Source organism: Pseudomonas sp. Z1-14 (assembly GCF_051132005.1).
In the GTDB taxonomy this organism is placed as follows: Bacteria; Pseudomonadota; Gammaproteobacteria; order Pseudomonadales; family Pseudomonadaceae; genus Aquipseudomonas.
Genome location: NZ_CP071646.1, coordinates 2,426,920 through 2,452,187 on the forward strand (window position 1 = coordinate 2,426,920; position 25,268 = coordinate 2,452,187).

Below are 25,268 nucleotides of genomic sequence, written 5' to 3' on the forward strand. Positions count from 1 at the left end.
TGGTTGATTACAGTTGGTTATTTTTGACTCTTATCAGGCGTCAATTAGTCGCCATCCTCGATCACCAACTGATTCGCACGCCGACATTTCCGGCCACGCTGCGTTGCTGGTTGCTGTCGAGGTTATTGCCGTAGTCCACTCCGGCGTAGGCGCTGACCGCAGGCGCAAGGCTGACGATGACGCCCGCGCCCAGCTCGGCGGTTGAGCTGCGTTGTTGGGTCTCGATCCGTTGGGCGTCGTCGAATGTCACCGTGTCGGTGCCGGAGAACGTGTGCCAGACATTGGCCCGCAGGTACGGCTCCACCGGCGTGTCGCTGATCAGGTAGCGACCCTTGAGACGGGCACCGAGCCGGCCGGTCCAGGCGCTGTCGGAATCGAATTCGACTTTGGAAATCCCATCATCCTGGGTGTCCAGGGAGATCTTCTGATGGATGATCTGTGCCTGTGGCTCGACGACCCAGCCACTGCCCACGGCAAATGGGTAGCCGGCTTCCGCCGAAAGGGTCAGCGCATGCCCGCGATTATCCAGCTTGAGGCCGCGCTCGGAGCTGTTGTCCCCATTCAGCCGGGTGCCCATGACCACCGTGTCGATGTAACCACCGGACGGAGCGGTCAGCGTCCAGTACAAGCCATAACTGTCGCCGTCGAGTTCAACCTTGCCGGCGCGCCGCCCTTCGAACCCCAGGTTGTAGCCGTCGACGTTGCCGTTCAATTCGCTATGGCCAACGAAAAAACCGATGCGCTGGGTCTGGCCGTCGAAGACCGGCTCGCTGTAAAGGTCGTTACCCACCTGGAAGCCCTTGATGGAGCCGTCGAACCTCGGTGTCACCGTGCCGGCCCAGGTCTGATCGAGGTCCTTGCCGTAGACTCGGCCCCAACCGGCCCCGAAGGCGCCGGTTTCCGTCAGCAGGCGTTGGTCGCCCTGGCGATCATGGAACGTGCCCAGGGCCATCAGGGTCAGTTGGGCGGCGACGGGAGGCAACGCCGACCAGACGGGTACTTCCGGACGGTACAGCGCAATGGGCGCTGCGCCCGGCACGGCGACGGGCAAGGCCGGCAGCGTGGGGCTGGCCACGGCGATCGGACCGGCGACCACGGTCGAGCGCAGATACCAACTGTTTTCATTACCGGTCACGCCGCCCTTGAACAAACGGTAATCAAACGCGCCGGCCGACACCGATCGCGCCAATGAAAAAGCCCCGCTGTCGCTGACGGCGCCGCCCTGAGCCTGGACCAGCTCGATACCGTCGCGGGCAGTCAAGGCACCTGCACCGCCGATGTTCGTGACGGTGATGGCCGTGCTGCCGCCAAGCGTGCCGGCGTTGACTATCAGCTTGTCGCTCGGCGAGTCGTCTGCACCAAGCAGCGTCTGCAGGCGCAACTGGCCGCCATTGCCGACGTAGTTGCCTTGTACGGTAAGGGTGTCGCTGGTGCGGGTGTTGCCTGCGCCGAGGTCGATGGTTCCGGCATTTTCAAGCGTCGCCATCTGGCCAGCGGTGAACGGGCGAATGCTGCCCTGGCTGGCCGTCAACAGGCTGCTTGCGTCGATGTTCAGCGTGCCGGTGCCGGTGATACCGTCGCCCAAGACCAGCGTGTCGCCCAAGTCCAGGCGCGAGCCTTGGGTGAGGCTGACCGATTCCCAGTTGAGGTAACGGGCGCCATCGCCGGTCGTGCTGGCCACAAAAGCCAGTGTGTCCTGGCCCAACCCCCCATCCAGGCTGGGTGTGGTGGCGAGCAGGGTTTTATCCAGGTTGCTCAACAGCGCCGTGTCGTTGCCTTCGCCCATCAGGATGGCGGAGCGGATGAGGCCGCCGCTCCACTGCAACTGGTCATTACCGAAACTGGCTCGAACCTCGCCGACGATCTCGCCCCCGCTCACGGCGATCCGGTCGTCACCGCCACTGACACTGACGTTTCCGCCGATGCGTCCCGCACTAACGATAATGGTGTCCCGACCAAAGCCGGTCACCAGATTGCCAAGAATCTGCCCACCTGACATGTCGAAAATATTATCGTCGAGTTTCATGTCGACCCGGCCGATGGTGCCGCCGGTCATCGTCGCTTGGTCTCCGTCTTCGAACGCGCCGACGATGGTGCCGCCGGTCATCAGGAACGTATCGAGCCCATCGCCCTGGGCCAGTGACTGGATGCTGCCGCCGCGCATGACAAAATCATCGGTGCCCGAGCCTTGTTGCACGTCGCCTGCCACGATGCCGTCGGGATTGATCTCGACGTAATCGGCTCCGGCGCCGAAGGTGATGTCTCCCTGGATCACACCGCTGCCATGGGCCGGCATCGTCAGGCGGTTATCTCCCGACAGGTCGCTCAATCCGGGGCTGGTGCCGCTGTCGCAGACATAACTGTCATTGCCTGTCGTCGGCGTCAGGGTGCATGCCGCCATGGCGGGCGATGCGTCCAGCAACAGCGGTGTAGTCAGCCACAAGGCATTGAACAGCCGGTTGACGCCATGATTGCGCAAGCTCATCTGCTTTCCCTCAGCATCGGCATCCGTGGCATGCCGCAATCCAGCCTCGGTTGCTCTACAGAAGGCTCACGGGCCTGGCAACGCTTGCTGTATGTGGGGCACGCTAACAACGGATGGTGAGGGTCGCTACTGTCAGATCTTACAGGTCAGCGTCGGTGACCGCGGCTACAGGTGCACCTCCACCGACAGCGGCAAATGGTCACTCAGGTGTGTCCAAGGTCGGTTGCCGAGAATCTGCGGCGCATGGCTGGTGGCGTTGCGCAGATAGATGCGGTCCAGGCGCAGCAGGGGAAAACGCGCCGGATAGGTCCTGGCCGGGCGGCCATGGTGGTGTTCGAAGGCTTCGTGCAGGTAGCGGCGGCGGGCGAGGGTGGTGTTGCCGCGCAACTGCCAGTCATTGAAATCCCCCGCAATGATGACGGGCGCGTTTTCGGGCAGCGAATCGAGTAGTTTGCAGAGCAATTGAAGCTGCAGTTGGCGATGGCTTTCGAGCAGGCTCAGGTGAACGCAGATCCCATGGACTTCCGCGTGCCCTGGCACGTCCAGTACACAGTGCAGCAACCCGCGCCGCTCCGGGCCGGTGATGGACACGTCGAGATTGCGGAACTGGCGGATCGGATATTTTGAAAGCAGGGCATTGCCATGGTGGCCGTCGGGGTAGACCGCGTTCCGGCCATAGGCGAAATCGCTCCACATGCTGTCGGCGAGGAACTCGTACTGCGAGGTCTGGGGCCAATTGTCATAGCGTGACGCGTGGCGGTCGTGTTCACCCAGCACTTCCTGGAGAAATACCAGGTCGGCCCCCGTGCTGCGTACCGCTTCGCGCAGTTCGGGCAGGATGAAGCGGCGGTTGAGGGCGGTAAACCCCTTATGCGTATTGACCGTCAGGACCCGCAGCCGATGAACCGCCGCAGATGCATCCGCCGCCGCGGGTTGCTCGGCCTGCCAGTTGGAATCGCCAGTCACGTTCACTCCTGAATCAGACGTATGTGTTCATGCGACTGACCGCGGCTGCGGCAGTTCCGGAATTGTTGAATGTGGAGTCCGCGCCATCCGGAGCACCCAGGCACAACACAAAATCCTGTGGGAGCGAGCCTGCTCGCGATGGCGGTGTTTCAGGCGATGAAGATGCTGAATGGACTGTCCTTTTCGCGGGCAGGCCCGCTCCCACAGTGGAGCTGCGCCATCCGGAGCATCGCTTTAGACCTTGATCTTGATCTTGATCTTGATCTGGGGCGCCCCGTTAACCACGCTGGCCGAACGCAGGCATTGCGCAGTGGGCAACCCGGCATGGATGCCGGGTTAGCCGCGCTGGGCCATGGATGGCCCTTCGCGGCGGGCCCACGGAGCAATGCCGGAGTGAGGGCACACCGAGCCCAGGCGAGGTGCCGAGTGGTGGGGCAGAGCGTTTTTGGTTACTTTTGGCGCTCTTTCCAAAAGTGACCCGCCGTAAGGGCGGAACCCCAAGCAGCCGTTACCGCAGCAATGGATACGTACCCAGTCAAAAAAATCCCCGCCAGCCGTCAGCCCGCCTTCGCGAGCAGGCTCGCTCCCACAAGGTTGTGGTGACCGGATAAACAGGCCCTAGCCACAGGACAGGGGGCTAATCAGATGAAAACGATTTCGTACGGCATGCCCATGCGGTCGAGAATCACCCGCGGTACCAGCGGTGCGATACCGCTGGCCGGTTCACCGTTGAGCTGGCTGGAGTAAGCATGCATGGCGTGGCGCTTGCGGGCGGTGGTCCAGACATCCAGACGCAGTTTGCGAGCCCGATGCCAGGGGATCCTCTTCTGTTCGCGGAGGGGCCAATGCCACGCCCATACCGGCAGTTCATTGAACACCGCACCGATAACTTCGGCTGCCAGGGCTCCTGCGCGTCCGACAGTGTCGTGATCGCTGTCGCCGTCCTGGCGCCAGGTGCTGAATACCACGTCACCGGGGCGAAGATGATGACCGATGAACGCGGCCAGTGGCTCCTCGTGCTCGGCCAGGCTCTTTTCTGAGAAGCCGCCGCGCACCCATTGCAGGCCGTTGGGCGGCACACCCAGGCGATGCAGGGCGTCGACGCTTTCCTGAGGGTGGGGGCGGAACGTGCGCAGCCGCTCATCGTTCCATAATGGCGAACCCGGATGGCCGAGGCTGCCGTCGGTGACGGAGATCAGTAGCATGGGATGGTCCAGGTTGCTCAACAACTGGAGCAGTCCGCCGCAGGCACCGACCTCGTCGCCCGGGTGCGGGGCAAGGATGACCGCGCGGGAGCCGGCGGGTATGAGTGTCTGGGTGCTGATGATGGGAATGTCGGCCAGTTGCGGCGCGCTGTTCCATATCTGGGGATGCTGCCGGCCTTGCAAGCGGGAGGCGGGTTTCATAGAGGCTACGTCCTTGTGCTGTTCAATCGTTCAGTCATGCACCGGACCGACTGCCCGGCGTCGCCCCGCAGGGCTGACTGTGATTCGCGGCGCTCCGAGTCCTGGAACCGCCGTACGCGAAGTATTGACTATGCTGGCGGTTTCGTCGCGTCAGATTGCGTATCTGAACCGCTTTTTTTTATTCGAACTGCGTCGTGTGAGCGACCAGAAAAACCGCGTCCCTGCGGTTTTGTCGATTTGCCGTCTTATTCCTCTTCGTCGCGTTGCAGCTCGAACAACAGCAACGAGCGGCCGGTCACGGAGTATTCGGCATCAAAATCGAAGCGCTCCTGGCCGCGCACCGTCGGCTGGTTGGTGTCCAACATGCACGTCCAGAAACTGCCTTCCGGCACCTCCGGCAAGCGGAAGTTGACGATGTCATGGTGTGCGTTGACGACCAGCAACAAGGTAGCGTCGGCCCCCTTGCGGCGGATACCGGTTTCCTGGGCGCGTCCGTCCATCAGCATTCCCAGGCAGCGGTTCTGGCCGTCCTGCCAGTGTTCAATGGTCATCTCGTTGCCATCCGGGGCCAACCAGGTGACATCCTTGACGCCGATGTCCTCGTTGTAATTGCCCACCAGGAAGCGTCCGCGCCGCAGGATCGGGTAAGTCAGGCGCAGCTTGATCAGACGCTTGACGAACTTGAGCAGCGCCGCGCCATCCTCGCTCAGGTCCCAGTTGACCCAGCCGATCTCGCTGTCCTGGCAGTAGGCATTGTTATTGCCATGCTGGGTGCGGGCGAACTCGTCGCCCGCGACGATCATCGGCGTGCCTTGGGCGAGCAACAGCGTTGCGAAGAAGTTACGCATCTGCCGGTGGCGCAGCGCGTTGATCTCGGGGTCATCCGTCGGGCCTTCGACGCCATGGTTCCAGGACAGGTTGTTGTTGCTGCCGTCCTGGTTGTTTTCGTCGTTGGCTTCGTTGTGCTTGTCGTTGTACGACACCAGGTCGTGCAAGGTAAAACCGTCGTGGGCGGTGACGAAGTTCACCGAGGCATAAGGGCGTCGACCGCGCTGGTTGAACATTTCGCCCGAAGCGGTCATGCGGCTGGCGAAGTCAGCGAGTTGGCCGTCGTCGCCTTTCCAGAAGGCGCGCACGGTATCGCGGAATTTGTCGTTCCATTCGACCCAGCCCGGTGGGAACCCTCCGACCTGGTAACCTCCAGGCCCGCAATCCCAAGGCTCGGCGATCAGTTTCACCTGGCGCAGCACCGGATCCTGGCGACAGGCGACGAGGAAGCTGTGGCGTTCATCGAAACCGTCATGGTAGCGACCCAGGATCGTCGCCAGGTCGAAGCGGAAGCCATCGACGTGCATTTCCGTGGCCCAGTAGCGCAGGGAGTCGGTGACCATCTGCAGCACACACGGGTGGCTCAGGTCGAGGGTGTTGCCGGTGCCCGAGTCGTTGATGTAATAGCGCTTGTCGTCGGGCATGAGCCGGTAGTACGAGGCATTGTCGATCCCGCGCATGGACAGGGTCGGGCCCTGTTCGTTGCCCTCGGCGGTGTGGTTGTAGACCACGTCGAGGATCACTTCAAGATTGGCCTCGTGCATGTGCGCGACCATTTCCTTGAACTCGGCGATCTTGCCGCTGGCCAGGTAACGCGGGTCCGGGGCGAAAAAGGCGATGCTGTTGTAGCCCCAGTAATTGGTCATGCCTTTATGCAGCAGGTGCTGGTCATTGACGAACGCATGGACGGGCATCAGTTCGACCGAAGAAACCCCCAGCTTGCGGATATGTTCGAGTACATCGTCGACCATCAGGCCGCCGAAGGTGCCACGCAGGTTCTCAGGCACCGCGGGATGGCGCATGGTGATGCCGCGTACATGGGTCTCGTAGAGGATGGTCTTGTCCCACGGCACGCTGACGCGATGGTCGTTGCCCCAGGTGTGGGCCGGGTCGATGACCTTGCACTTGGGCACAAAAGGGGCGCTGTCGCGTTCATCGAAACTGAGGTCGCCGTCGGGGTGACCGATGGTGTAGCCGAACAAGGCCTCGGACCATTTCAGTTCTCCCACCAGCTGTTTCGCGTAGGGATCGATGAGCAGCTTGTTGGGGTTGAAGCGGTGGCCATTCTCCGGATCGTAAGGGCCATAGACACGGTAGCCGTAGATCAGCCCCGGATGGGCATCGGGCAGATAGCCGTGGTAAATCTCGTCGGTGTACTCCGGCAACTCGATGCGTTCGAGTTCGACTTCGCCGGTGTCATCAAAAATACACAGTTCGACCTTGGTGGCGTTGGCTGAGAACAACGCGAAATTGACCCCCAGGCCATCCCAGGTCGCGCCAAGCGGAAACGGCAGCCCTTCACGAATCCGCGAAGCCTCGATAACCGGCGGCGGCGTGGTTTTTTTTGGACGGGTCATAGTTGCTCCTGCAAAAGACAGATTCGGTGATGCGACGCACGCAGGACTGCGTGCCTTGCGCTTATGGCGAGACGATAAAGCGCCACGCCACAAGCAGGCCCCTTCATTGGAAGGAGCACGGGCTTGAGAACGATGAGTTCGCTGGATCAGACCGCCGGTGGTTTGCGCACCGCTCGTGGCTTCTTCGCGGCCGCCTTGTCGGCGGGCGGGACCACTGCGGCAGTCGCCGCGGAGGGTTTGGCCGCAGGCTTGGCCTTGGGCGTGGTGTTCTTCGCAGCGGTCTTGGTCGCAGCGCTCTTGGCGGGTGCCGGCTTGGTGCCGTCAGTCTTGCTGGCGGCGGTCTTGCTCGCTGCTTTTGGCGGCTTGCTAGGCGCCAGTGCCTCGGCTTCAGCCAGTTTGCGCGCCATTTCCCAGTGACGTTTTTCCTGCCCGGCGGGCTTACCCTCCGACTCCCAGATCTGATAGGCAAATTCACGAATGCGTTTATCGTCGGTACTCATCGCAGTGCTCCTGACTAAACTCAAGATTCAATAAAGACATTGACCGGGAAATCCCCCAGCGCGGCGCTGACCATCAGCTCCCTTTGGGGTGTGACTGCTGCGCTTGCAAAAAGTCCCTTCAGTTTTCCATCCTCGGCGGCGAACGGTAACGACACCCGGGTATCGCCCCAGTCCGATGCAGCCACGTGGGGCAAGGCACCGTTTTCCAGCAGGCGGGCGGCGTGCACCGGGACCACCACGATCGCCCGCTGCTGCTGGTATTCGCGCATGAACGCCAGCACCCGCCCGGCGTGTTCGCCAAGCACCGGCAGCGGTTGATAGCTGCCTTGGCGAAACAGCTGCGGGTATTCGGCGCGCAAGGCCAGCGTCCGCGCTATCAGTGCCTGCTTGACCCGACCGTCGCGCCAGTCGCGTACCAGCGTCGCCGGTGAGCTGTCGCCCTGTACCGCCTCACGGCGAGCATTAAAATCCACCGGGCGACGGTTGTCCGGATCCACCAGGCTGAAATCCCAGAACTCGTTGCCCTGGTAAAGGTCCGGGACGCCGGGTACGGTCATGCGCAGCAAGGTTTGCGCCAGACTGTTGAGGGCGCCCGCCGGAGCGATGGCCTGGACCGCCTCGGCGATGGCGCTGCGCAACGGCAGGCCCTCGTCGCACAGCAGCAACCGCTCAAGGAACATCTGGGTGGCTTGCTCATAGGCATCGTTGACCGCCGCCCAGCTGCTTTGCAGCTTGGCTTCGCGCAGGGCCTTGCGTTGCCATTGCCACAAGCGTTCGCTGTAGTCGGCCAGGGCTTTGGGGTCCTGCAGGTCGAGGTCCAGCGGCCAGCTGCCGAGCAGGGCCTGGTAGAGGATCAGTTCATCACCGGCCGATGGGGCTGCCGGGTCGCTGTGGAGCGACGGCGAGAGGATGCGCCATTGCTCCACGCACGCGGTGTACCAGTCCGGGCGTTCGCTGATCACTGCCAGCCGGGCTCGGGTGTCTTCGCCGCGCTTGTGGTCGTGGGTCGCGGTGGTGACGAGGTTGTCGGGAAAGTGTTCGAGCCGTTCCCGGCACGCTTCATGGAATTCCTCGGCCGGGGCACTGAAGCGCTCGGTGTTGTAGCCCACGTCATTGCGCGAAAGCAGTACCGCCGAGCGATACAGTGCGGTGTCCTCGACAGCCTTGGCCGCTGCCGGCGAAGTCAGTTGCTGGAAGCGTACGCAGGCATGGCGCAGCCGTTTGCGCTCACTGCCGCGAGGCCGCTTGCGCCATGGCATGCCACCGAGCCAGTCGGCCAGGCAGTCGAGCACCGGCCAATCGGCTTCGCTCAGGGTTTGCCGGGCGCCTTCCAGGGCTTTCTGGAAAAACACCTCGTCCTCGGCGGAGCGCCCCAGAGGACTGATGTACGTGCGATATACCGGGAAATGCACGATCAACTCCTGCAACGCCCGACGAATCGCCCCCAGGGTCAAATCGCGGGTCATCACGTCGTCCCGGGCGACTTGCAACAGGGCCTGTGCGACGCTTTCGAAATCTCCGGCAAGAGAGCCGTTGAGAATCTGCTGGCGGGCCAGGCGGGCCTCTTCGATGAAGTGCGCCGGGCGCTCGCTGTGCCGGCTCCAGAACTCGGCGAGGGGCTCGGCGCCGGCCGGGTCGTGTTGCAACAGCGAAATCTGGTTCATGAATTCGTAACCGGTGCTGCCATCGATGGTCCAGTCGCGGCGCAGGGTTTCGCCGTCGCCGAGGATTTTCTCGACGAAAATCGGCAGGTGCCGCGAGGGCGAGAGCGAGTCGACGCGACGGCGCAGCTTGCGGCAGTAACCGCGAGGATCGGCCAGGCCATCGATGTGGTCGATCCGCAGGCCGTCCACCAGCCCTGCGGCGATCAGTTCGAAGATCTTGGCGTGGGTCGCCTCGAACACCGCCGGCCGCTCGACCCGCAGGCCGCCCAGTTCGTTGACATCAAAGAAGCGCCGCCAGTTGATATCGTCTGCCGCCGTGCGCCAGCTGGCGAGCCGGTAGCTCTGGCGCTCGAGCAACTGGTGCAGGCGCTCGAAACCCGCGGGCTCGGTGGAATCGTAGCCGCGCAGGTTGTCTTCAATGGCGCTGAGAATGGCCGATTGCGTGGCGAGATCGCGCAGCTCTTGCCGGAGCGGGCGGGCGAGGGAGTGGGCGTCGGTCTGGTAGTTCAGCGTGGTGAAGCGCTCGGCCAGCGCCTTGAGCGCGTCGATCTGCTCGGGCTCCAGAGCGTCCGCAGGCTTGAGCAGCTCACCGTATTGCATCGGGCAGATGGGGAAGCGGTGCTCGTAATGTTCGACATGGAAGCTGCCTTGCGCGGAATCAAAACGCAGTTTCAACGTGCCTTCCTGCAGCGCCACGCCATAGTCGCTGCCCAGGAATGGCAGCAGCAACTGGCCTTCCATCAGCGGGTCGGGGGAATGCCACTGGATGTCGAAGAATTCGCCGTAAGGGCTCAAGCGTCCCCACTCCAGCAGGTCCAGCCACCAGGGGTTGTCGTTGCCGCCAACGGCCATGTGGTTGGACACGATATCGAGAATCAGGCCCATCCGGTGCTCGCGCAAGGTGGCGACCAGGCGCTTGAGCGCAGCCTCTCCGCCCAGCTCCGGGTTGACCTGGGTCGGGTCGACCACGTCGTAACCGTGCATGGACCCGGCACGAGCCTTAAGCAGGGGAGACGCATAGATGTGGCTGATGCCCAGCGCTGCGAAGTAGGGCACTTGCGCTACGGCATCGTCGAGGGTGAAGCCTTTATGAAATTGCAGGCGCAAGGTGGCCTGCAGCGGTTGGATCAGTGTCTGGTTCATCGGTCACGCTCGTTCGCCTGAAGTCTCGCGCAGGCGAGTATTTCCAGACGCCGTGCGGCGTCCGGGTCATCCAGCAGCGCGCGGCTTTCCAAAGCCAGGCGCCGCCGCCAGTTGGGGTGAGTGTCGGTGGTGCCGGGCAGGTTGGCCTGTTCGTCGATACCCAGGGCATCTTCCAGGGGCAGCAGCACCAGCGGCGCGCGGGTATGACCGAGGAAGCGCACGCTGGCGTCCAGCACCTGGTCGGTTTCGCGGTGTTCTTCGCGAAAATTCTGCGGGTCCTGGTTCAATGCATTGCGTAACCCGTCACGCTCGCGTTGGCGGTGCCGGCGCCAGTCCATCTCGGTGTGGGAGTCGATCAGGTCCAGCCGGGCGTTCCAGTCGATGTCGTGACCGTGCCACCAACCGTTCAGCGTCGGCAGGTCATGGGTGCTGGTAGTGGCCAGGGCGTCATCCGGCCAATCGAGGATCGGCTTGAAGTGGGTATTGTCCTGTTCGAACAACAGCACCCGCATGCCGAGGATGGCGCGGGCCGCGAGTTTTTCCCGCAGGCCTTCGGGCACGGTGCCAAGGTCCTCGCCGAGCACGATGGCCCGGTGGCGATGGGATTCCAGGGCCAGCAGCCGCAGCAGATCATCGATCGGGTAATAGAGGTAGGCGCCATCGGTGGGCGGGGCGTCGTTGGGGATCACCCACAATCGTTGCAGACCCATGATGTGGTCGATGCGCAAGCCGCCGGCGTGGGCGAAATTGGCCCGCAACATTTCTATGAAAGCGCGGAAACCGTTGCGTACCAGCCCCTCTGGTGAGAACGCCGAGATACCCCAGCCCTGTCCGGAGCGGTTGAGAATGTCCGGCGGTGCGCCGACGGTGAGCGAGGCGAGCAATTCATCCTGGCGGCTCCAGGCCTGACTGCCGGCGCCGTCAGCGCCCACGGCGAGATCGGCGATCAGGCCGATGCCCATGCCACTGGACTTCGCCGCGCTCTGGGCGCGCTCCAGGCAGCGGGCAATCAACCATTGGCAGAAGGCGTAGAAGCCGATTTCATCTGCGTTCTCTTCGGCGAAACGGGCCAGCGCGGCGCTGCGCGGATCGCGCCATTCTTTCGGCCACTGGCGCCAGTCGAGGCTTTCGCCCCGAGCGGCGCGATCGGCCTGGAGGGCTTCGAAGCGGCAATGGTTTTCCAGGGCCTCGCCGCTGCTGTGGCGGAAACTGCTGAAATCCTCATGCAGCGGATGTTCGCCCTGGCTGAAGCCGTCGTACAGCGCGCGAAGAACCCGCTGCTTGGCTTCGGCAGCCACCGGCCAGTCGATCAGCGGCTGCTCTTCGAGGCTGCGCAACTGGTTGGTCAAGCCGGTGGCGTCGATGGCCGTGCGCAACGCACGCTCGCCAAGGATGGTGCCGGGCGCGGCGTACAGGCTGTTGAGAAAAAGCCGGCTGGAGGGCGAATATGGGCTGTAGCGCCCGGTATCGCTGCTGAACATCGCATGCATCGGGCTGATGGCCAGGGCGTCGGCACCACGTTCGCCGGCCACCCGGGCCAGTTCTTCCAGGGCCTGGGTGTCGCCGAAGCCGCCATCGCCGGGGCGGCGCAGGGAATAAAGTTGCGCGCTCAGGCCCCAGACCCTGGGGGTCGGGTCGTCCACCGCATCCGCCACGCTGTAGCAACGGGCGGGCGCCACCGCCAGGGTGAAATGCTGGCCCTGGATGCTGACCTGCTGATAGCCCACCGGGACGATCCCCGGCAGCGTCGCGTCGGCGTCAAGTTTCAGATTCAGCGTCGCGCCATCTTCAAGCTGGATCTCGCACGGGGTCGCGGGTTCGAAATAGCGGCTCAGGTCAACATTCACGCCTGCGTCTGCGGTAAGCAGCGGCGGCAGGCGATGGTTCTGTTGGTCTTCCTGCAACTGCAACAGGCTGGCGTCGATTTCCTGGGCAGTGCCGGCGGGATGCCCCAGGCCGGTGAGGACCGAGCGCAACACCGCGGGTGTAACTTTCTGGGCACGGCCATTGGCATCGATCCAGTCCACCGCCAGGCCCGCTCGGCCAGCGAGGATTTCCAGTTGCGCATCGCTCATAGGCGCTCTCCAGTGATATTGGGCAAGGTTGTCGCTTGCGTCAGACTGACCAGCGCGCTGTGGGGCGTGAGCACCCCTTGTTGCAACAGACCCATGGCCTGCGGTGGATGTTCGAAAAGAATCTGCGCATCTTGCGGTGCGCTGTGTTCGACCGGCTTGTCGCTGAGGTTCAGGTCGATGCGCAACACGCTGCCGTCGCCCATCTGCCAGCGCGCGCTGACGGCGCCATGGCCCAGCACATCCGCGCCCAGGGCATGGGCGGCGGGCAGGCGCGGGACGATTTCCTCACGGCGGATCTTCAATAACTGGCGATACAGGGTTTCGCTGGCCAGTTGTTCCGGTTGATGGGCTTCCAGGTTGGGCCGTGAAGCGTCGAACGTGCCGGCCGCATTCGGGTCGGGAATCCGCTCGCGTTTCTCGGGGTCGGCAAAGGCTGCAAAGGCCTTGAATTCGTTGCGTCGACCTTCGCGCACCAACTCCGCCAGTTCGCCATGGTGGCTGGTGAAAAACAGGAACGGTTGTTCGGCGACCACTTCATCGCCCATGAACAACAGCGGGATCATCGGTGACAGCAGCAACAAGGCGGTCGCGGCTTGCAGCGCCTGTGGCGGGGCCAGCTGGTGCAGGCGCTCGCCCAAGGCCCGGTTGCCGATCTGGTCGTGGTTTTGCAGGAACAGGACGAAAGCGCTGGGCGGCAGGTGACCGCTGGCCTCGCCGCGGGATTCACCGTGGCGGTTGGTATGGCCCTGGAACACGAACCCCTGGCTCAGGCAGCGCGCGAGCTTTTCCGTGGTCTGCTCGGCATAGTCAGCGTAATAGGCATCGGTCTCGCCGGTCAGCAGCACGTGCAAGGCGTTGTGCCCGTCATCGTTCCACTGGGCGTCGTAGCCGTGCTCCAGCAGGCTGGCCTGGTTGTGTTCGTTCTCGACGGTCAACCAGACGTAGCGCGTCGGGTCGACCTGTTGGCGCACCGTGGTGGCGAGCTCCTGGAGGAAGTCCGGGTCTTCGATCGCATGCACGGCGTCCAGGCGCAGGCCGTCGAAACGGTATTCGAGCACCCACATCAGCGCGTTTTCGATGAAGAAGTCGCGGACCTCGCGACGCCGGAAGTCGATCGCTGCGCCCCAGGGTGTGTGCTTGTCTTCGCGAAAGAAGCCCTTGGCGTAGCGGTGCAGGTAGTTGCCATCGGGGCCGAAGTGGTTATAGACCACGTCGATAATGACCGCCAAGCCATGGCCGTGGGCGCTGTCGATCAGATGCTTGAGCTGGTCCGGCGTGCCATAGGAGGCCTGGGGAGCGTAGGGCAATACACCGTCGTAGCCCCAGTTGCGATCGCCGGGAAACTGCGCCAGGGGCATCAGTTCGATGGCGGTCACGCCAAGCCCGGCCAGGCGTGCCAGTTGCTGCTCGACGCCTTCGAAACCACCGAGGGCGCCAACATGCAGTTCGTAAATGACGGCGTCGTACCAGGGGCGACCGGACCAGTTGGTGTGTCGCCATTGGTAGGCGTGGGGGTCGACCACCACGCTGTGGCGATCGATATCACCATCCTGGGCGCGGGAGGCTGGATCGGGCACCTCCAGCTCGCCGTCGATGTTGAAGCGGTAACGAGTGCCAGCGGGGCAACGGGCCTGGATCATGAACCAGCCGTTGGCCTGGGGCAGCATCGGTATGGATTCTCCAGTGTCGAGTTCGACACTGACGTAAAAGGCATCCGGGGCCCATAGCGCGAAGCGGGTGTGCTCGGAATCGAGCAAGACCGCGCCGTGGGTCCAGGTTTCAGGCGTCCTTGACGGCATCGGTTACCTCATTGTCTGGCCGATTTTCCCAGCGATTTAGCTACCAGTTGTTCATAAAGTTCGGCATAGGGCTCTACGGCCTTGGACCAATTGAAGGGGGCCGACATCGCCCGGCAACGCATGGCATTGAGCAGCTCGGGAAACTCGAATACCTTGAAAGCCCGGCTCAGGGCCTGCTTGTAGCTTTCCACGGTGGATTCGTCGAACAGGAACCCGGTGATGCCATCCTCGATGGTGTCCGCCAGGCCGCCGGTATTGCGCGCCACCGGCAGCGAGCCGAAGCGCTGGGCGTACATCTGGCTCAAGCCGCACGGCTCGTAGCGCGATGGCATCAGCAGGAAATCGCTGCCAGCGAACATCCGCCGGGCATCGGTTTCGTTGAAGCCGATGCGCACGCCGATCTTGCCGGGGAAGCGCAGCGCCAGTTCACGCATGGCCTGTTCTTCTTCCGGTTCGCCGCGGCCAATGATCGCGATCTGCCCGCCGGACTCGACGATGAATTCGGCGACGGCCTCGGTCAGGTCCAGGCCTTTCTGATACACCAGGCGCGATACCACGGCGAACAGCGGGCCACTGGTATGGTCCAGGCCGAACAGGTCACGGACGTGGGCGGCGTTGGCAGCCTTGCCTTCCCAGTCCCCTATGGAGAACTGGCGCTGGAGATGTGAGTCGGTCGCCGAATCCCAGCTCTCGTCAATGCCGTTGGGGATCCCGCTGAGCAGGCCTTGTTGGGTTTTGGCGGCGAGGAACCCGTCAAGCCCGCAGCCGAACGCCGGGGTGGTGATTTCCTGGGCGTAGGTAGCGCTGACCGTGGTGATGTGGCTGGAATAGGCCATGCCGGCCTTGAGGAACGACAGCTTGCCGTAGAACTCCATGCCTTCCTGTTGCAGCGCGTGCTCCGGGATGCCCAGCTCCGGGCAGGAAGCCAGGCTGACCACGCCCTGGTACGCCAGGTTGTGGATGGTGAACAGGGTCGGGGTACGTTGGCCGCGCCAGTGCATATAGGCGGGGGCCAGGCCGGCCGGCCAGTCGTGGGCATGGACCAGGTCGGGGCACCAGTGGATCTGCGCCAGGTTGGCGGCGATGTCGGCTGCGGCCAGGCCCAGGCGGGCGAAGCGGATGTGGTTGTCCGGCCAGTCGCGGCCATTGTTGGCGCCGTAGGGCGAGCCTTCGCGGGCATACAGTTCGGGACAGATCAGGACGTAGATCACCAGACCGTCGGCCATGTCCATGCGGCCGATCTTGCACGGCGGCAGCGCTGCGTGGCCGCCCAGTTCGCCGATGATATGGATCGGATTGCCGCTGTTCATGACTTGCGGATACCCGGGGATCAGCACCCGGACATCATGCAGGCCGGCCATGGCCCGGGGCAGGGCGGAAGAAACGTCGCCCAGGCCACCGGTCTTGACCAGGTCGGCGATTTCCGAGGTCACGAACAGGATCTTCTTGCGGTTGGGGTTCTGTCGAACGACAGGGAGCAGTGCCTTGCCTCCGGTGGCCAGCACCGGTGCCGTCGGCGATTCAGCCGCCGGCGGTAATTGAGAGCGGACTTGCTGTGGTTCCAAGGCAGCACTGATCATAAATAACTCCTATTTCTCGATCTGTTTCCGGCAAGCGCCAGAGCTGTTGTTTCATTGGCCGAATCCTGCGGCCAGGCGCACGAGCGCTACGCAAGGAGAGCAAAGCGCTGCCCAATGCGGCGAAGCGAATCAGGTGAGGGGGCCGTTGCAAGGAATGCTCCAGCAGTTGTTGCCCTTCCTCTAACCTGACCTGTCGCCGTTGTGAAAAGTTTCGACTTTTTTTCCTTCGGATGACCGGTCGGTTTTCCCCACGGAAAGGCAGTCTAGGTCAGAAGCTAGAGCGCTGCGGTTCGGTTCGTCGAATTGTCCGACAATCACGTCGATTGTCGGCAATGTCTTACACGAAGCAGGGGAATACGAACCGACGAAGTGCAGGTTGTTTGAAACATTCAGGGTGTAGGAAGGGTGCGATGGTTCAATCGCGTGCGCGGTTCCACAGCGCTTCGCACCATAAGGGGGCGGGCTGAATGGAGGCGTTTTGATGGCCTATAAGAGCGCGTTCATATGCCTTATGTGGGAGCGAGCTTGCTCGCGATAGCGGTGTGTCAGCCATACAACTGCAACTGATCTACCGCCATCGCGAGCAAGCTCGCTCCCACAGTGGAGGGGATATTCAACCAGCCGCGGTCAGTACCCGGATCGGCTTGCCAGCCGCCCAGGCCTGCAGGTCCTCGATCATCTGGCCGTAGAACTGCTGATAATTCTGCCGGCTCACATAACCCACGTGAGGTGTGGCCAACACGTTGTCGAGGGTTCGGAACGGGTGCTCGGGCGGCAACGGTTCCTCGGCGAATACGTCCAGCGCGGCGCCTGCCAGGCGTTTGTGCCGGAGTGCGTCAATGAGGGCCGCCTCGTCGACAATCGGCCCGCGCGCGGTATTGACCAGCAGCGCCTCGGGTTTCATCCAGCCCAGGGCCTGGGCGTCCACCAGGCCCCGGCTGCGCTCGCTGAGCACCAGGTGGATCGAGAGGATATCAGCCTGCTCGAACAGCGCTTGTTTGCTCACGTATTGCACGCCGGCTGCGGCGGCTCGCTCGGCGGTCAGGTTTTCGCTCCAGGCGATCACACGCATGCCGAACACCTGGCCGAACTGCGCCACGCGCGTGCCGATGCTGCCCAGGCCCAGGATCGCCAGGGTCTTGCCGTGCAAATCACCGCCCAGGCCCTGTTGCCACAGTCCGGCGCGCAGGGCGTTGGCTTCCGGTACAAGATTGCGGCTCAGGGCCATGACCAGCGCCCAGGTCAGTTCCGGCGCAGCGTGCTTGTAGCTCTCGGTGCCGCAGACCTGGATGCCCAGTGTCGCGGCAGCCTTGAGGTCAAGGGCGGCGTTGCGCATGCCGCCAGTCAGCAACAGCTGCAGGTTGGGCAGGCGGCGCAGCAGTTCTTCGTCGAAGCGGGTGCGCTCGCGCATCACGCAGATGACGTCGAAGCGTTGCAGGCGCTCGGCGAGGGTGTCGCGGTCGGCGGGGTAATCGTGCAGGAAGGTCACTTCACCAATGCTATCGAGCACCGACCAGTCCACCACGTCCCTGGCGACGTCTTGCCAATCGTCGATGACTGCTATTTGCACCGCCATGGAACACCTCTATCAGGGAATGGGTTTGTCCAGCCAGCCGAGCAGCGCCTGGTGGAACCGCGCCGGCTCTTCCATTTGCGGCGCGTGCCCCAGGTTGGGGAATTCCACCAGGGTCGACTGCGGGATCAGTCCGGCGACCTGTTTGCCTAGCACCTCGTAACGGCCCAGCCTGGCCTTCACGGCAGGCGGAGCAATGTCACTGCCGATGGCGGTGGTGTCGGAGGTCCCGATCAACAGCAGCGTGGGGACCTTCAGGTCCTTGAACTCGTAATAGACCGGCTGGGTGAAGATCATGTCGTAGATCAGCGCCGAATTCCACGCTACTTGTGTATGTCCCGGGCCCTTGTTCAAGCCGGCGAGCATGTCGACCCAACGCTCGAACTCCGGTTTCCAGCGCCCGCCGTAATAGGTGTTGCGCTCGTAGTTGCGAATGCCCTCGGCGTTGAGTTTCAGCTCGCGCTCGTACCATTGGTCCACGGTGCGGTAAGGCACGCCAAGGGCTTTCCAGTCCTCGAGGCCGATGGGGTTGACCATCGCCAGGCGTTCGACCTGGTCGGGGAACTGCAAGGCATAGCGGGTGGCAAGCATGCCACCGGTGGAGTGGCCCAGCACGATGGCCTTCTGTACGCCGAGAGCCTTGAGCAGGGCCTGGGTGTTGATCGCCAACTGCTGGAAGCTGTACTGGTAATGGTCCGGCTTGCTCGACGTGCAAAAACCGATCTGGTCCGGGGCGATGACCCGGTAACCGGCGTCACTGAGCGCCTTGATCGAATCGCCCCAGGTGGCGGCGCAGAAATTCTTGCCATGCATCAGCACCACCGTCCGGCCGTTGGCCTTGCCTTGGGCGGGCACGTCCATATAGCCCATCTGCAGCGATTTACCCTGGGACTGCAAGGCAAAATGCTTGAGCGTATAGGGGTACTCGAAACCCTCAAGCTGCGGGCCATAGGCCGGGCCTTCAGGTGGGTTCGCGGCCTGGGCGAGCATTGGCAAGGCGGCGGTGAGGAACAGGCTGGGCAGCCAGTGGGCGGTCAAACGCGACATGAGCAATCTCCTTGAGGCAACCGGCCGATCCTGGAACGGCTCGATTATGGCGACATTAACCACAGGCAACCCAAGCGCAGGAACGTTCAACCCATCCAGCCGAGGGTCGCCCAGGTGAGCACGCCATAACGCAGGCCTTTGGCGAGCGTCACGATCAACAGGAAGCGCCGCCAGGGTTCACCCATCACGCCGGCGACCAATGTCAGCGGATCGCCGATGATGGGCAGCCAACTGAGCAGCAGCGACCAGTAGCCATAGCGCTGGTAGTGCCGACGGGCCTTGTCCAGAAGGGACGGGCTGACCGGAAACCAGCGGCGATCCTTGAACTGTTCCAGGCGTGTGCCCAGCCACCAGTTCACCAGCGAACCGAGGACGTTGCCCAAGGTTGCCACCGCCAGCAGCAGCCAGATGGCGTAACGTTCGCTGAGTAGCAGGCCCACCAGCAGGGCCTCGGATTGCAACGGCAGCAGGGTCGCCGCGCCAAACGCTGCAAAGAACAGCCCGATATACGCTTCGCCCATCAATGGGCCGGATAGTCCGCCACCACGGTTTGCGTCCCGTCTTTTTTCAGCCCGATCACTTGGTAGGCATCGCTCATGCCGTCCATCTCCATGCCCGGCGAGCCCATCGGCATGCCGGGCGCGGCCACGCCAAGCAGGTCGTCGCGTTTGCTCAATGCCAGCACCTGCTCGGCAGGAACGTGGCCTTCGACGAATTTGCCGTTGATTTCGGCGGTGTGGCAGGAACGCAGGTTGGGCGCGACGCCAAGGCGTTGCTTGACCGCGCTCATGTCGGCCTCGACATGGTCGTTGACCTTGAAACCGTTCTCCTGCAAGTGGGATATCCACTTCTTGCAGCAACCGCAATTGGCATCGCGGTGCACATCGATGGTCGCCGGTTCGGCGGCCTGGGCCAGGGCGGAAATGAGCAAGGTACTCAAGGCGAGCAGATGCAGGGGATGGGCCATGGGAGTGGTCTCGTAGCGAACAGTTTGGAAGGAGGATAACAGACTAGCGGCGAGCGGCTGACACGAGGCTGAGGCGCGGATTACAGATTTGTCAGCTTCGCGAAAGCAGGTGGCCCGGGGAGGGGGCGCCGGTGCCTTTTGTGGGAGCGAGCTTGCTCGCGATGGCGGAGGGTCAGCTACGATAATGCTGGTTATGCCGCCGCTATCGCGAGCAAGCTCGCTCCCACAGTTATTGGTGAATGCCTCTTAGCGAACCTTGAACCGCCCCATGATCGCATTTACCCGGCTGTTGGCTTCCAGCAGCTGGCGGGTGTTGTTCTGGCTGGCCAGGCCGCTTTCCACCAGTTCCTCGACCATATGGCGGATCTGCACCATGCTGCGGTTGATTTCCTCGGTCACTGCGCTCTGCTGTTCGGCTGCGGTGGCGATCTGGGTGCTCAGGCTGTTGATCTGGCTGACGGAGCCGGCCATTTCATCCAGGCCCGAGTTGACCCGGGACGTGGCGTCGGCCGCCGACTGGCAACTGGCCTGGGTGTTTTCCATGGCCGCGACCGACGAGGTTACGCCCTGGGTCAGGCGGGTCAGCATTTCATTGATTTCCGAGGTGCTGGCCTGGGTGCGGGCGGCGAGGGCGCGGACTTCGTCGGCGACTACCGCGAAGCCACGGCCCTGCTCGCCGGCCCGGGCCGCTTCGATGGCGGCATTGAGGGCCAACAGGTTGGTCTGCCCGGCGATGGCGCCGATCACGCCGAGAATCTCGGTGATGCGTTGCGCGTCCTGCTGCATGTCTTCGACTTTGCGCGTGGCGCTGGCGACTTCATCGATCAGCGCCACGACGCTGTTGGACGCTTCACCGACCACGACCCGCGAACGATCGGCATGCTCATTGGCGCGCTGGGTGAATGCTGCCGTCTCGGCGGCGTTTTGCGCCACGCTTTCAGCGGTGGAGCTCATCTCGGTGATGGCTGTCACGGTCTGGTCGGTTTCCGAGGCGTGGCGCATCAGGATTTCGCTGGTATGGGCCGAACTCCGCTGCAGGCTGTCCAGGCCCGAGGCCATGGCGCCGGTGGCCTGTGTGACTTCGCCGATCATGTCTTGCAGATAGGCGATGAACCGGTTGACCGAATGGCCAATGGCGCCCAGTTCGTCTTCGGCACGGATGGTGATGCGTCGGGTCAGGTCGGCATCACCAGTGGACAGCGCGTCGATATTGCCTTTGAGGACCTTCATGCGGTGGGTCAGTTGGCGGATGGCGTACAACTGCATCAGCACCAACAGGATCACCAGCGGAATCTGCAGCAGGCTCAGCGTGCTCAACACGTCGTCACGCTGGGCGGTGATCAGGCGGGTCGGCAGGGCAGTGGCGAGGAACCATGGGGAGCCTTCGATGGGGCGCATGAAAAACGTGCTGGCCTCACCCTTGTTGTCGAACTCGAGCCGTTGCAACGGCTGGTCACGGTTGGCCAGGCCTGCCTTGACCTGAGCGGCGAACGGCGAGGTAGCCGCCAGCTCGCTGATGTTCTTCAGCACGATCGGCCCGCTGATACGCGAGCTGTTGCTGATGATCTTGCCGTCGGCTTCGACGATCAGCATTTCGGCGCTCAGTTCCGCTTCCTTGCGCGCGATCAGATCGTTGAAAAAGCCCAGGGTCACGTCAATGGTTGAAACGCCGTAAGGCGCGCCGTTCTTCTGGATCGCCATGGCGCAGTTGGTCCGCGGCTCGGCGCTGGCGTCGTCCTTGTAGGCAGCGGCCCAGGCGCATTTGCCGGGAGGGGTGGCCATGCCGCCCTTGTGCCACGGCTGTTCGAAATAGTTCGGCGCAGCGTCGCTGTTCCAGAAGGTATTGACCGCCAGTTTGCCGGATGCGTCGCGGTGCCAGAACGTGCTGAACTTGCTGCGACCCTCGGCGCGCTGGTTGGGCAGTGGCCAGATCCCGCCGCCGAACACCTTCAATTCGCCGTATTGATCCACCAGGCCAGGCAATACCTTGTCGATGGCGTCGCTGTCGAGCAGCGGGATGGTCTGGGTGATGCTCCGCTGCTGCGCCTGCACCTTGTTCAGCTCGCCCTGGATCTGTTCCGCGACCTCTTCGATGCGGTTCAGCGCTACTTGTTCCTCGGTCTGGCGCAGCTTTGGCGCGACCAGATAGCTGATACCGACCACCGTCAGGATGGACAGCACCAGGATGAACAGAACCAGGAACAGCGTATAGCGGGCTTGAATGGTGCGGAATGCGGGCATGTAGAGATTCCTTGCACGATGGCGGCTTTCTAGAGACAAGTGGAACGGACGTACTTGTCTTTATCGGCCTATCGCCAGCGGTCTTGAACTCCATGGCGCACTTTGTTGGTTCAGGACCCGTCGTAACTGCGCCAAAAACGCTCCGACGGCTGTACCATGGGCATCCGTTTGCGGCCTCGTCATCGCACCGGGCAAGAGCCTGGCAGGCGCGCGGAAACAGCACGAATACATTCAGGAAATTGGCAAATGACTCATTCGCAACGTTTGAAATACTCGATCCTGGTGGTCCTCGTTGTCCTGGCAATCATGCTCGGGCTGTCATGGATGCAAGGCAAAGGCATGATCAGCGAGCAGCTGTTTCAATACATTGCTATTGCCGTGGCGGTCATCGTGGTGGTGATTAACGGCGTGATGAGGCGCAAGGTCAAGCCTTGAGCCCCGGCTACTGCTTGGCGTTGAGCACGGCCACCGCACTCGGGTGCAAGCTGTAGCTTTTATCCGGATGGAGGCTGACGACCCCCTCGCTGCACAGGCGCTTGAGCACCTCGCGCACACTGAGGAAGGACAACGGAATGTCCAGCCCCAGCAACTGGCTATGCACGCCCCGCACCCCCAGTTGCCGATTCTCTTCGGCGGCCTTGAGCAGCGCATCGATCACCTTCAGGCGGATCAGGCTCGTTCGCAGCCCGTAGCTCTTGAGCAGGCGCCTGATGTGCTCATTGCCGCCGCGTTCCGTTGGTTTGGCGAAGACGTTGTTGGTGGTGCTCATTGACACACGTGCCGATCCTGGCTTGCCCTCCATGGGCATTGGTGCGTTATGCATGTAAAGACTCCTTAACAGCCTGATCAGAAAAGGTCATGAAATGCTCTCCTCTATAAGACGAACGAGTAGGGCGAATCATGAAGGGGGCGATGTGAAAAAAATGCCTGGAAATCAGCAAAGCCCCGCAGCCAGGCGGCTGTCTGCGGTTAAATTTTTTTCATCCGGTTCGTTCCCAAGGGAGGCGTATTGGTTTTCGATCAGGAGTGAGCGTGAGAATGTCCGGGCAGTTATCGAGGTTTTGCCTTGCGGGTGCGTTGCTGGGGATGGCCCTGGGTGTCAGTACCGTTGTCAGCGCGCGAGGAGAGGTGGAGCAGGCCACCGCCGAGATTCGCCGCACCAGTTTTGGCGTGCCGCACATACGCGCCCAGGATGAGCGTGGATTGGGCTACGGCATCGGGTACGCGTATGCCCAGGATAATCTTTGCCTGCTGGCCAATGAGATCGTGACGGTCAACGGCCAGCGCTCGCGTTACTTCGGCCCCGAACAGGTCACCCTGGAGCAGCGGTCCAACCGGGCCAGCGACCTGTTCTTCAGCTGGCTCAACACGCCTCAGGCCGTATCCGGTTTCTGGCAGGCCCAGACGCCCCAAGTGCAGCAACTGGTCGAAGGCTACGTGGCCGGTTACAACCGCGCACTGGCCGAGCGCAAGGCGCAGGGCTTGCCCGCACAGTGCGCCAGCGAGTGGGTGCGGCCAATCACGGCGCTGGACCTGGTCAAACTGACCCGGCGCCTGTTGGTGGAAGGTGGCGTCGGCCAGTTCGCCGAGGCCGTGGCGGGCGCGCAGCCGCCCAAGGCGACCACACAGGCCGACACCTCGATGTCCGGCTTCGAGGTCGCCGCGACCCGCCAGCAGCGCTTCGCCCTCGACCGCGGCAGCAATGCCGTGGCAATCGGCAGCGAACGTTCGTTCAACGGTCGCGGCATGTTACTCGCCAATCCCCATTTCCCCTGGGTGGGCGGCATGCGCTTTTATCAGATGCACCTGACCATTCCCGGCAAGCTGGATGTCATGGGCGCCGCGTTGCCCGGCTTGCCGATGATCAATATCGGTTTCAGCCAGCACCTGGCCTGGACCCATACCGTCGACACCTCCAAGCATTTCACCCTGTACCGCTTGCAGCTCGACCCGAAGGACCCGACCCGCTATCTGCTGGACGGCAAGTCAGTGCCGATGAGCCAACAGGTGGTCACGGTGGACGTCAAGCAGGCCGGCGGGCAGGTCAAGCCGGTTTCGCGGGTGGTGTACGGCTCGCAATTCGGGCCGGTTGTGCAATGGCCTGGCAAGCTGGACTGGGACAACCGCTTCGCCTACAGCCTGCGGGACGCGAACCTGGAGAACGATCGCGTGCTGGCGCAGTGGTACGCCATGAATCAGGCCGTCACGCTCAAGGATCTGCAGGCGTCGGTCCAGCGGATCCACGGAATTCCCTGGGTCAATACCCTGGCGGTGGACGATCAGGGACAAAGTCTCTACATGAACGTTTCGGTGGTGCCCAACGTTGACGCGGCCAAGCTGGCGCGGTGCAGTGATCCGAGGGCCGGGCTGAAACTGATCGTGCTGGATGGCTCGCGCAGCGAATGCAACTGGAGCGTGGACCCCAAGGCCGCGCAAAAGGGCATCTATGCCGCCGACAAACTGCCGCAGTTGTCGCGTCGTGATTACGTGCAGAACTCCAACGATTCGGCCTGGATGGTCAATCCCGCTCAGCCCTTGTCCGGTTATTCACCACTGATCAGCCAGCAGGACCAGCCGCTGGGGTTGCGCGCACGTTTCGCGCTGGATCGACTGGGCCAGTTGGGCAAAGACGGGCCGGTGCAAATGGATGAACTGCAGCGCATGGTCATGGACGACCAGGTTTACCTGGCGGACCAATTGATGCCGGACCTGTTGGCCTTCTGCGCCGGGGACCTGAAGGCTGATGCCGCCGCTCTGACTGAAGTATGCACCCGCCTGAAGGCCTGGGATCGCACGGCGAGCCTGGACAGCGGCGTCGGCTTCGTGCATTTCCAGCAGATCATGAAGACGCTGCAAGCCGTGCCTGATACCTGGCGCGTCGCGTTCGATCCGAAAGATCCGCAACACACTCCGCGGGGCCTGGCAATCGAGCGGCCTGCGGTGGCCGAGGCGCTGCGCCAGGCCATGCTGGCTTCACGGGAGTCGGTGAAATCGGCAGGGCTGGCAGCGGACAGCCGCTGGCGGGACATCCAGGTTGCCAGCCAGGGCGGTCGGCAGACGCCGATCCACGGCGGCCCGGCGGAGCTGGGAATCTATAACGCGATCCAGAGTGTGCCGGGGGCGAACGGCAAGCGGGAAGTGGTCAGCGGCACCAGCTATCTGCAAGTGGTGACATTCGATGGCAGCGGCCCGCAGGCCCAGGGACTGCTGGCGTTTTCCATTTCCAGTGACCCGGCCTCGCCTTACTCGGCGGACCAGACCCAGGCATTCTCGAAGCGGCAGTGGAGCACGCTGCCCTTTACCGAGCAGCAGATCAAGGCCGATCCGAACTACCAGGCCAAGGTCATCCGCGAGCGTGATGAGGCGGGCAGGGTCGCGACGCAGTAAGGCAGCTTTGTCGTGAAGAAAAGCCGCGAC

At 62.9% G+C, this 25,268-nt stretch carries 17 protein-coding genes; 2 read left to right on the forward strand and 15 right to left on the reverse strand.

The window, feature by feature from the left end; translation table 11 throughout:
• Positions 1-61 precede the first annotated feature (61 nt).
• The 14 genes from J3P89_RS11165 to J3P89_RS11230 form a co-directional block, all read right to left on the reverse strand.
• Complete coding sequence (locus J3P89_RS11165) at positions 62-2,485, reverse strand: autotransporter outer membrane beta-barrel domain-containing protein (protein ID WP_434697541.1); 2,424 nt, start codon at positions 2,483-2,485, stop codon at positions 62-64.
• Between the two features lie 165 nt (positions 2,486-2,650).
• Positions 2,651-3,451, reverse strand: a complete 801-nt coding sequence (locus J3P89_RS11170; RefSeq protein ID WP_434697542.1) for an endonuclease/exonuclease/phosphatase family protein — start codon at positions 3,449-3,451, stop codon at positions 2,651-2,653.
• A 641-nt stretch (positions 3,452-4,092) separates the two neighbouring features.
• Positions 4,093-4,857 (reverse strand): PIG-L deacetylase family protein, encoded by a 765-nt coding sequence (locus J3P89_RS11175; RefSeq protein ID WP_434697543.1) that lies wholly within the window; start codon positions 4,855-4,857, stop codon positions 4,093-4,095.
• Positions 4,858-5,102: 245 nt separating this feature from the next.
• A complete protein-coding gene (gene glgX, locus J3P89_RS11180) occupies positions 5,103-7,262 on the reverse strand; it encodes a glycogen debranching protein GlgX (protein ID WP_434697544.1) in 2,160 nt (719 codons plus the stop codon).
• A gap of 146 nt (positions 7,263-7,408) precedes the next feature.
• The gene (locus J3P89_RS11185) at positions 7,409-7,762 is read right to left on the reverse strand and encodes a DUF2934 domain-containing protein (RefSeq protein WP_305500620.1); all 354 of its coding nucleotides are present in this window, start codon (positions 7,760-7,762) and stop codon (positions 7,409-7,411) included.
• Positions 7,763-7,782: 20 nt separating this feature from the next.
• On the reverse strand, positions 7,783-10,569 hold the full coding sequence (locus J3P89_RS11190) for a malto-oligosyltrehalose synthase (protein WP_434697545.1): 2,787 nt from the start codon (positions 10,567-10,569) through the stop codon (positions 7,783-7,785).
• Complete coding sequence (malQ, locus tag J3P89_RS11195; protein WP_434697546.1) at positions 10,566-12,644, reverse strand: 4-alpha-glucanotransferase; 2,079 nt, start codon at positions 12,642-12,644, stop codon at positions 10,566-10,568. Before malQ ends, J3P89_RS11190 begins: the two co-directional genes overlap by 4 nt.
• A complete protein-coding gene (gene treZ, locus J3P89_RS11200) occupies positions 12,641-14,443 on the reverse strand; it encodes a malto-oligosyltrehalose trehalohydrolase (RefSeq protein ID WP_434697547.1) in 1,803 nt (600 codons plus the stop codon). Before treZ ends, malQ begins: the two co-directional genes overlap by 4 nt.
• A gap of 8 nt (positions 14,444-14,451) precedes the next feature.
• A complete protein-coding gene (gene glgA, locus J3P89_RS11205; protein WP_434697548.1) occupies positions 14,452-16,023 on the reverse strand; it encodes a glycogen synthase GlgA in 1,572 nt (523 codons plus the stop codon).
• 613 nt (positions 16,024-16,636) lie between these two features.
• A complete protein-coding gene (locus J3P89_RS11210) occupies positions 16,637-17,599 on the reverse strand; it encodes a D-2-hydroxyacid dehydrogenase family protein (RefSeq protein ID WP_434697549.1) in 963 nt (320 codons plus the stop codon).
• 12 nt (positions 17,600-17,611) lie between these two features.
• Positions 17,612-18,643 (reverse strand): alpha/beta fold hydrolase, encoded by a 1,032-nt coding sequence (locus J3P89_RS11215; protein WP_434697550.1) that lies wholly within the window; start codon positions 18,641-18,643, stop codon positions 17,612-17,614.
• 86 nt (positions 18,644-18,729) lie between these two features.
• Positions 18,730-19,164 (reverse strand): YqaA family protein, encoded by a 435-nt coding sequence (locus J3P89_RS11220; RefSeq protein ID WP_434657368.1) that lies wholly within the window; start codon positions 19,162-19,164, stop codon positions 18,730-18,732.
• Entirely contained in the window at positions 19,164-19,610 is a 447-nt protein-coding gene (locus J3P89_RS11225; RefSeq protein WP_305500630.1) for a DUF411 domain-containing protein, read from the reverse strand. Before J3P89_RS11225 ends, J3P89_RS11220 begins: the two co-directional genes overlap by 1 nt.
• A gap of 246 nt (positions 19,611-19,856) precedes the next feature.
• Complete coding sequence (locus J3P89_RS11230; protein WP_305500631.1) at positions 19,857-21,851, reverse strand: methyl-accepting chemotaxis protein; 1,995 nt, start codon at positions 21,849-21,851, stop codon at positions 19,857-19,859.
• A gap of 246 nt (positions 21,852-22,097) precedes the next feature.
• Between J3P89_RS11230 and J3P89_RS11235 the strand changes: the two genes are divergently transcribed.
• Positions 22,098-22,286 carry a hypothetical protein gene (locus tag J3P89_RS11235; RefSeq protein WP_186631798.1) on the forward strand — a complete coding sequence of 63 codons (189 nt, stop codon included), beginning with the start codon at positions 22,098-22,100 and terminating at the stop codon, positions 22,284-22,286.
• 7 nt (positions 22,287-22,293) lie between these two features.
• Here J3P89_RS11235 and J3P89_RS11240 read toward each other — a convergent pair whose 3' ends face one another.
• A complete protein-coding gene (locus tag J3P89_RS11240; RefSeq protein WP_434697551.1) occupies positions 22,294-22,674 on the reverse strand; it encodes a fe2+ zn2+ uptake regulation protein in 381 nt (126 codons plus the stop codon).
• Between the two features lie 215 nt (positions 22,675-22,889).
• Here J3P89_RS11240 and pvdQ point away from each other — a divergent pair, with 215 nt between their 5' ends.
• Positions 22,890-25,238 (forward strand): bifunctional acylase PvdQ, encoded by a 2,349-nt coding sequence (pvdQ, locus tag J3P89_RS11245; RefSeq protein ID WP_434697552.1) that lies wholly within the window; start codon positions 22,890-22,892, stop codon positions 25,236-25,238.
• The last annotated feature ends 30 nt before the right edge of the window (positions 25,239-25,268 follow it).

Coding starts and splice junctions, on each gene's coding strand:
- J3P89_RS11165 (WP_434697541.1), bottom strand. CDS start 2,485: ATGAGCTTGCGCAATCATGGCGTCAACCGGCTGTTCAATGCCTTGTGG.
- J3P89_RS11175 (WP_434697543.1), bottom strand. CDS start 4,857: ATGAAACCCGCCTCCCGCTTGCAAGGCCGGCAGCATCCCCAGATATGG.
- glgX (WP_434697544.1), bottom strand. CDS start 7,262: ATGACCCGTCCAAAAAAAACCACGCCGCCGCCGGTTATCGAGGCTTCG.
- J3P89_RS11185 (WP_305500620.1), bottom strand. CDS start 7,762: ATGAGTACCGACGATAAACGCATTCGTGAATTTGCCTATCAGATCTGG.
- J3P89_RS11190 (WP_434697545.1), bottom strand. CDS start 10,569: ATGAACCAGACACTGATCCAACCGCTGCAGGCCACCTTGCGCCTGCAA.
- malQ (WP_434697546.1), bottom strand. CDS start 12,644: ATGAGCGATGCGCAACTGGAAATCCTCGCTGGCCGAGCGGGCCTGGCG.
- treZ (WP_434697547.1), bottom strand. CDS start 14,443: ATGCCGTCAAGGACGCCTGAAACCTGGACCCACGGCGCGGTCTTGCTC.
- glgA (WP_434697548.1), bottom strand. CDS start 16,023: ATGATCAGTGCTGCCTTGGAACCACAGCAAGTCCGCTCTCAATTACCG.
- J3P89_RS11210 (WP_434697549.1), bottom strand. CDS start 17,599: ATGGCGGTGCAAATAGCAGTCATCGACGATTGGCAAGACGTCGCCAGG.
- J3P89_RS11215 (WP_434697550.1), bottom strand. CDS start 18,643: ATGTCGCGTTTGACCGCCCACTGGCTGCCCAGCCTGTTCCTCACCGCC.
- J3P89_RS11220 (WP_434657368.1), bottom strand. CDS start 19,164: ATGGGCGAAGCGTATATCGGGCTGTTCTTTGCAGCGTTTGGCGCGGCG.
- J3P89_RS11225 (WP_305500630.1), bottom strand. CDS start 19,610: ATGGCCCATCCCCTGCATCTGCTCGCCTTGAGTACCTTGCTCATTTCC.
- J3P89_RS11230 (WP_305500631.1), bottom strand. CDS start 21,851: ATGCCCGCATTCCGCACCATTCAAGCCCGCTATACGCTGTTCCTGGTT.
- J3P89_RS11235 (WP_186631798.1), top strand. CDS start 22,098: ATGACTCATTCGCAACGTTTGAAATACTCGATCCTGGTGGTCCTCGTT.
- J3P89_RS11240 (WP_434697551.1), bottom strand. CDS start 22,674: ATGCATAACGCACCAATGCCCATGGAGGGCAAGCCAGGATCGGCACGT.
- pvdQ (WP_434697552.1), top strand. CDS start 22,890: ATGTCCGGGCAGTTATCGAGGTTTTGCCTTGCGGGTGCGTTGCTGGGG.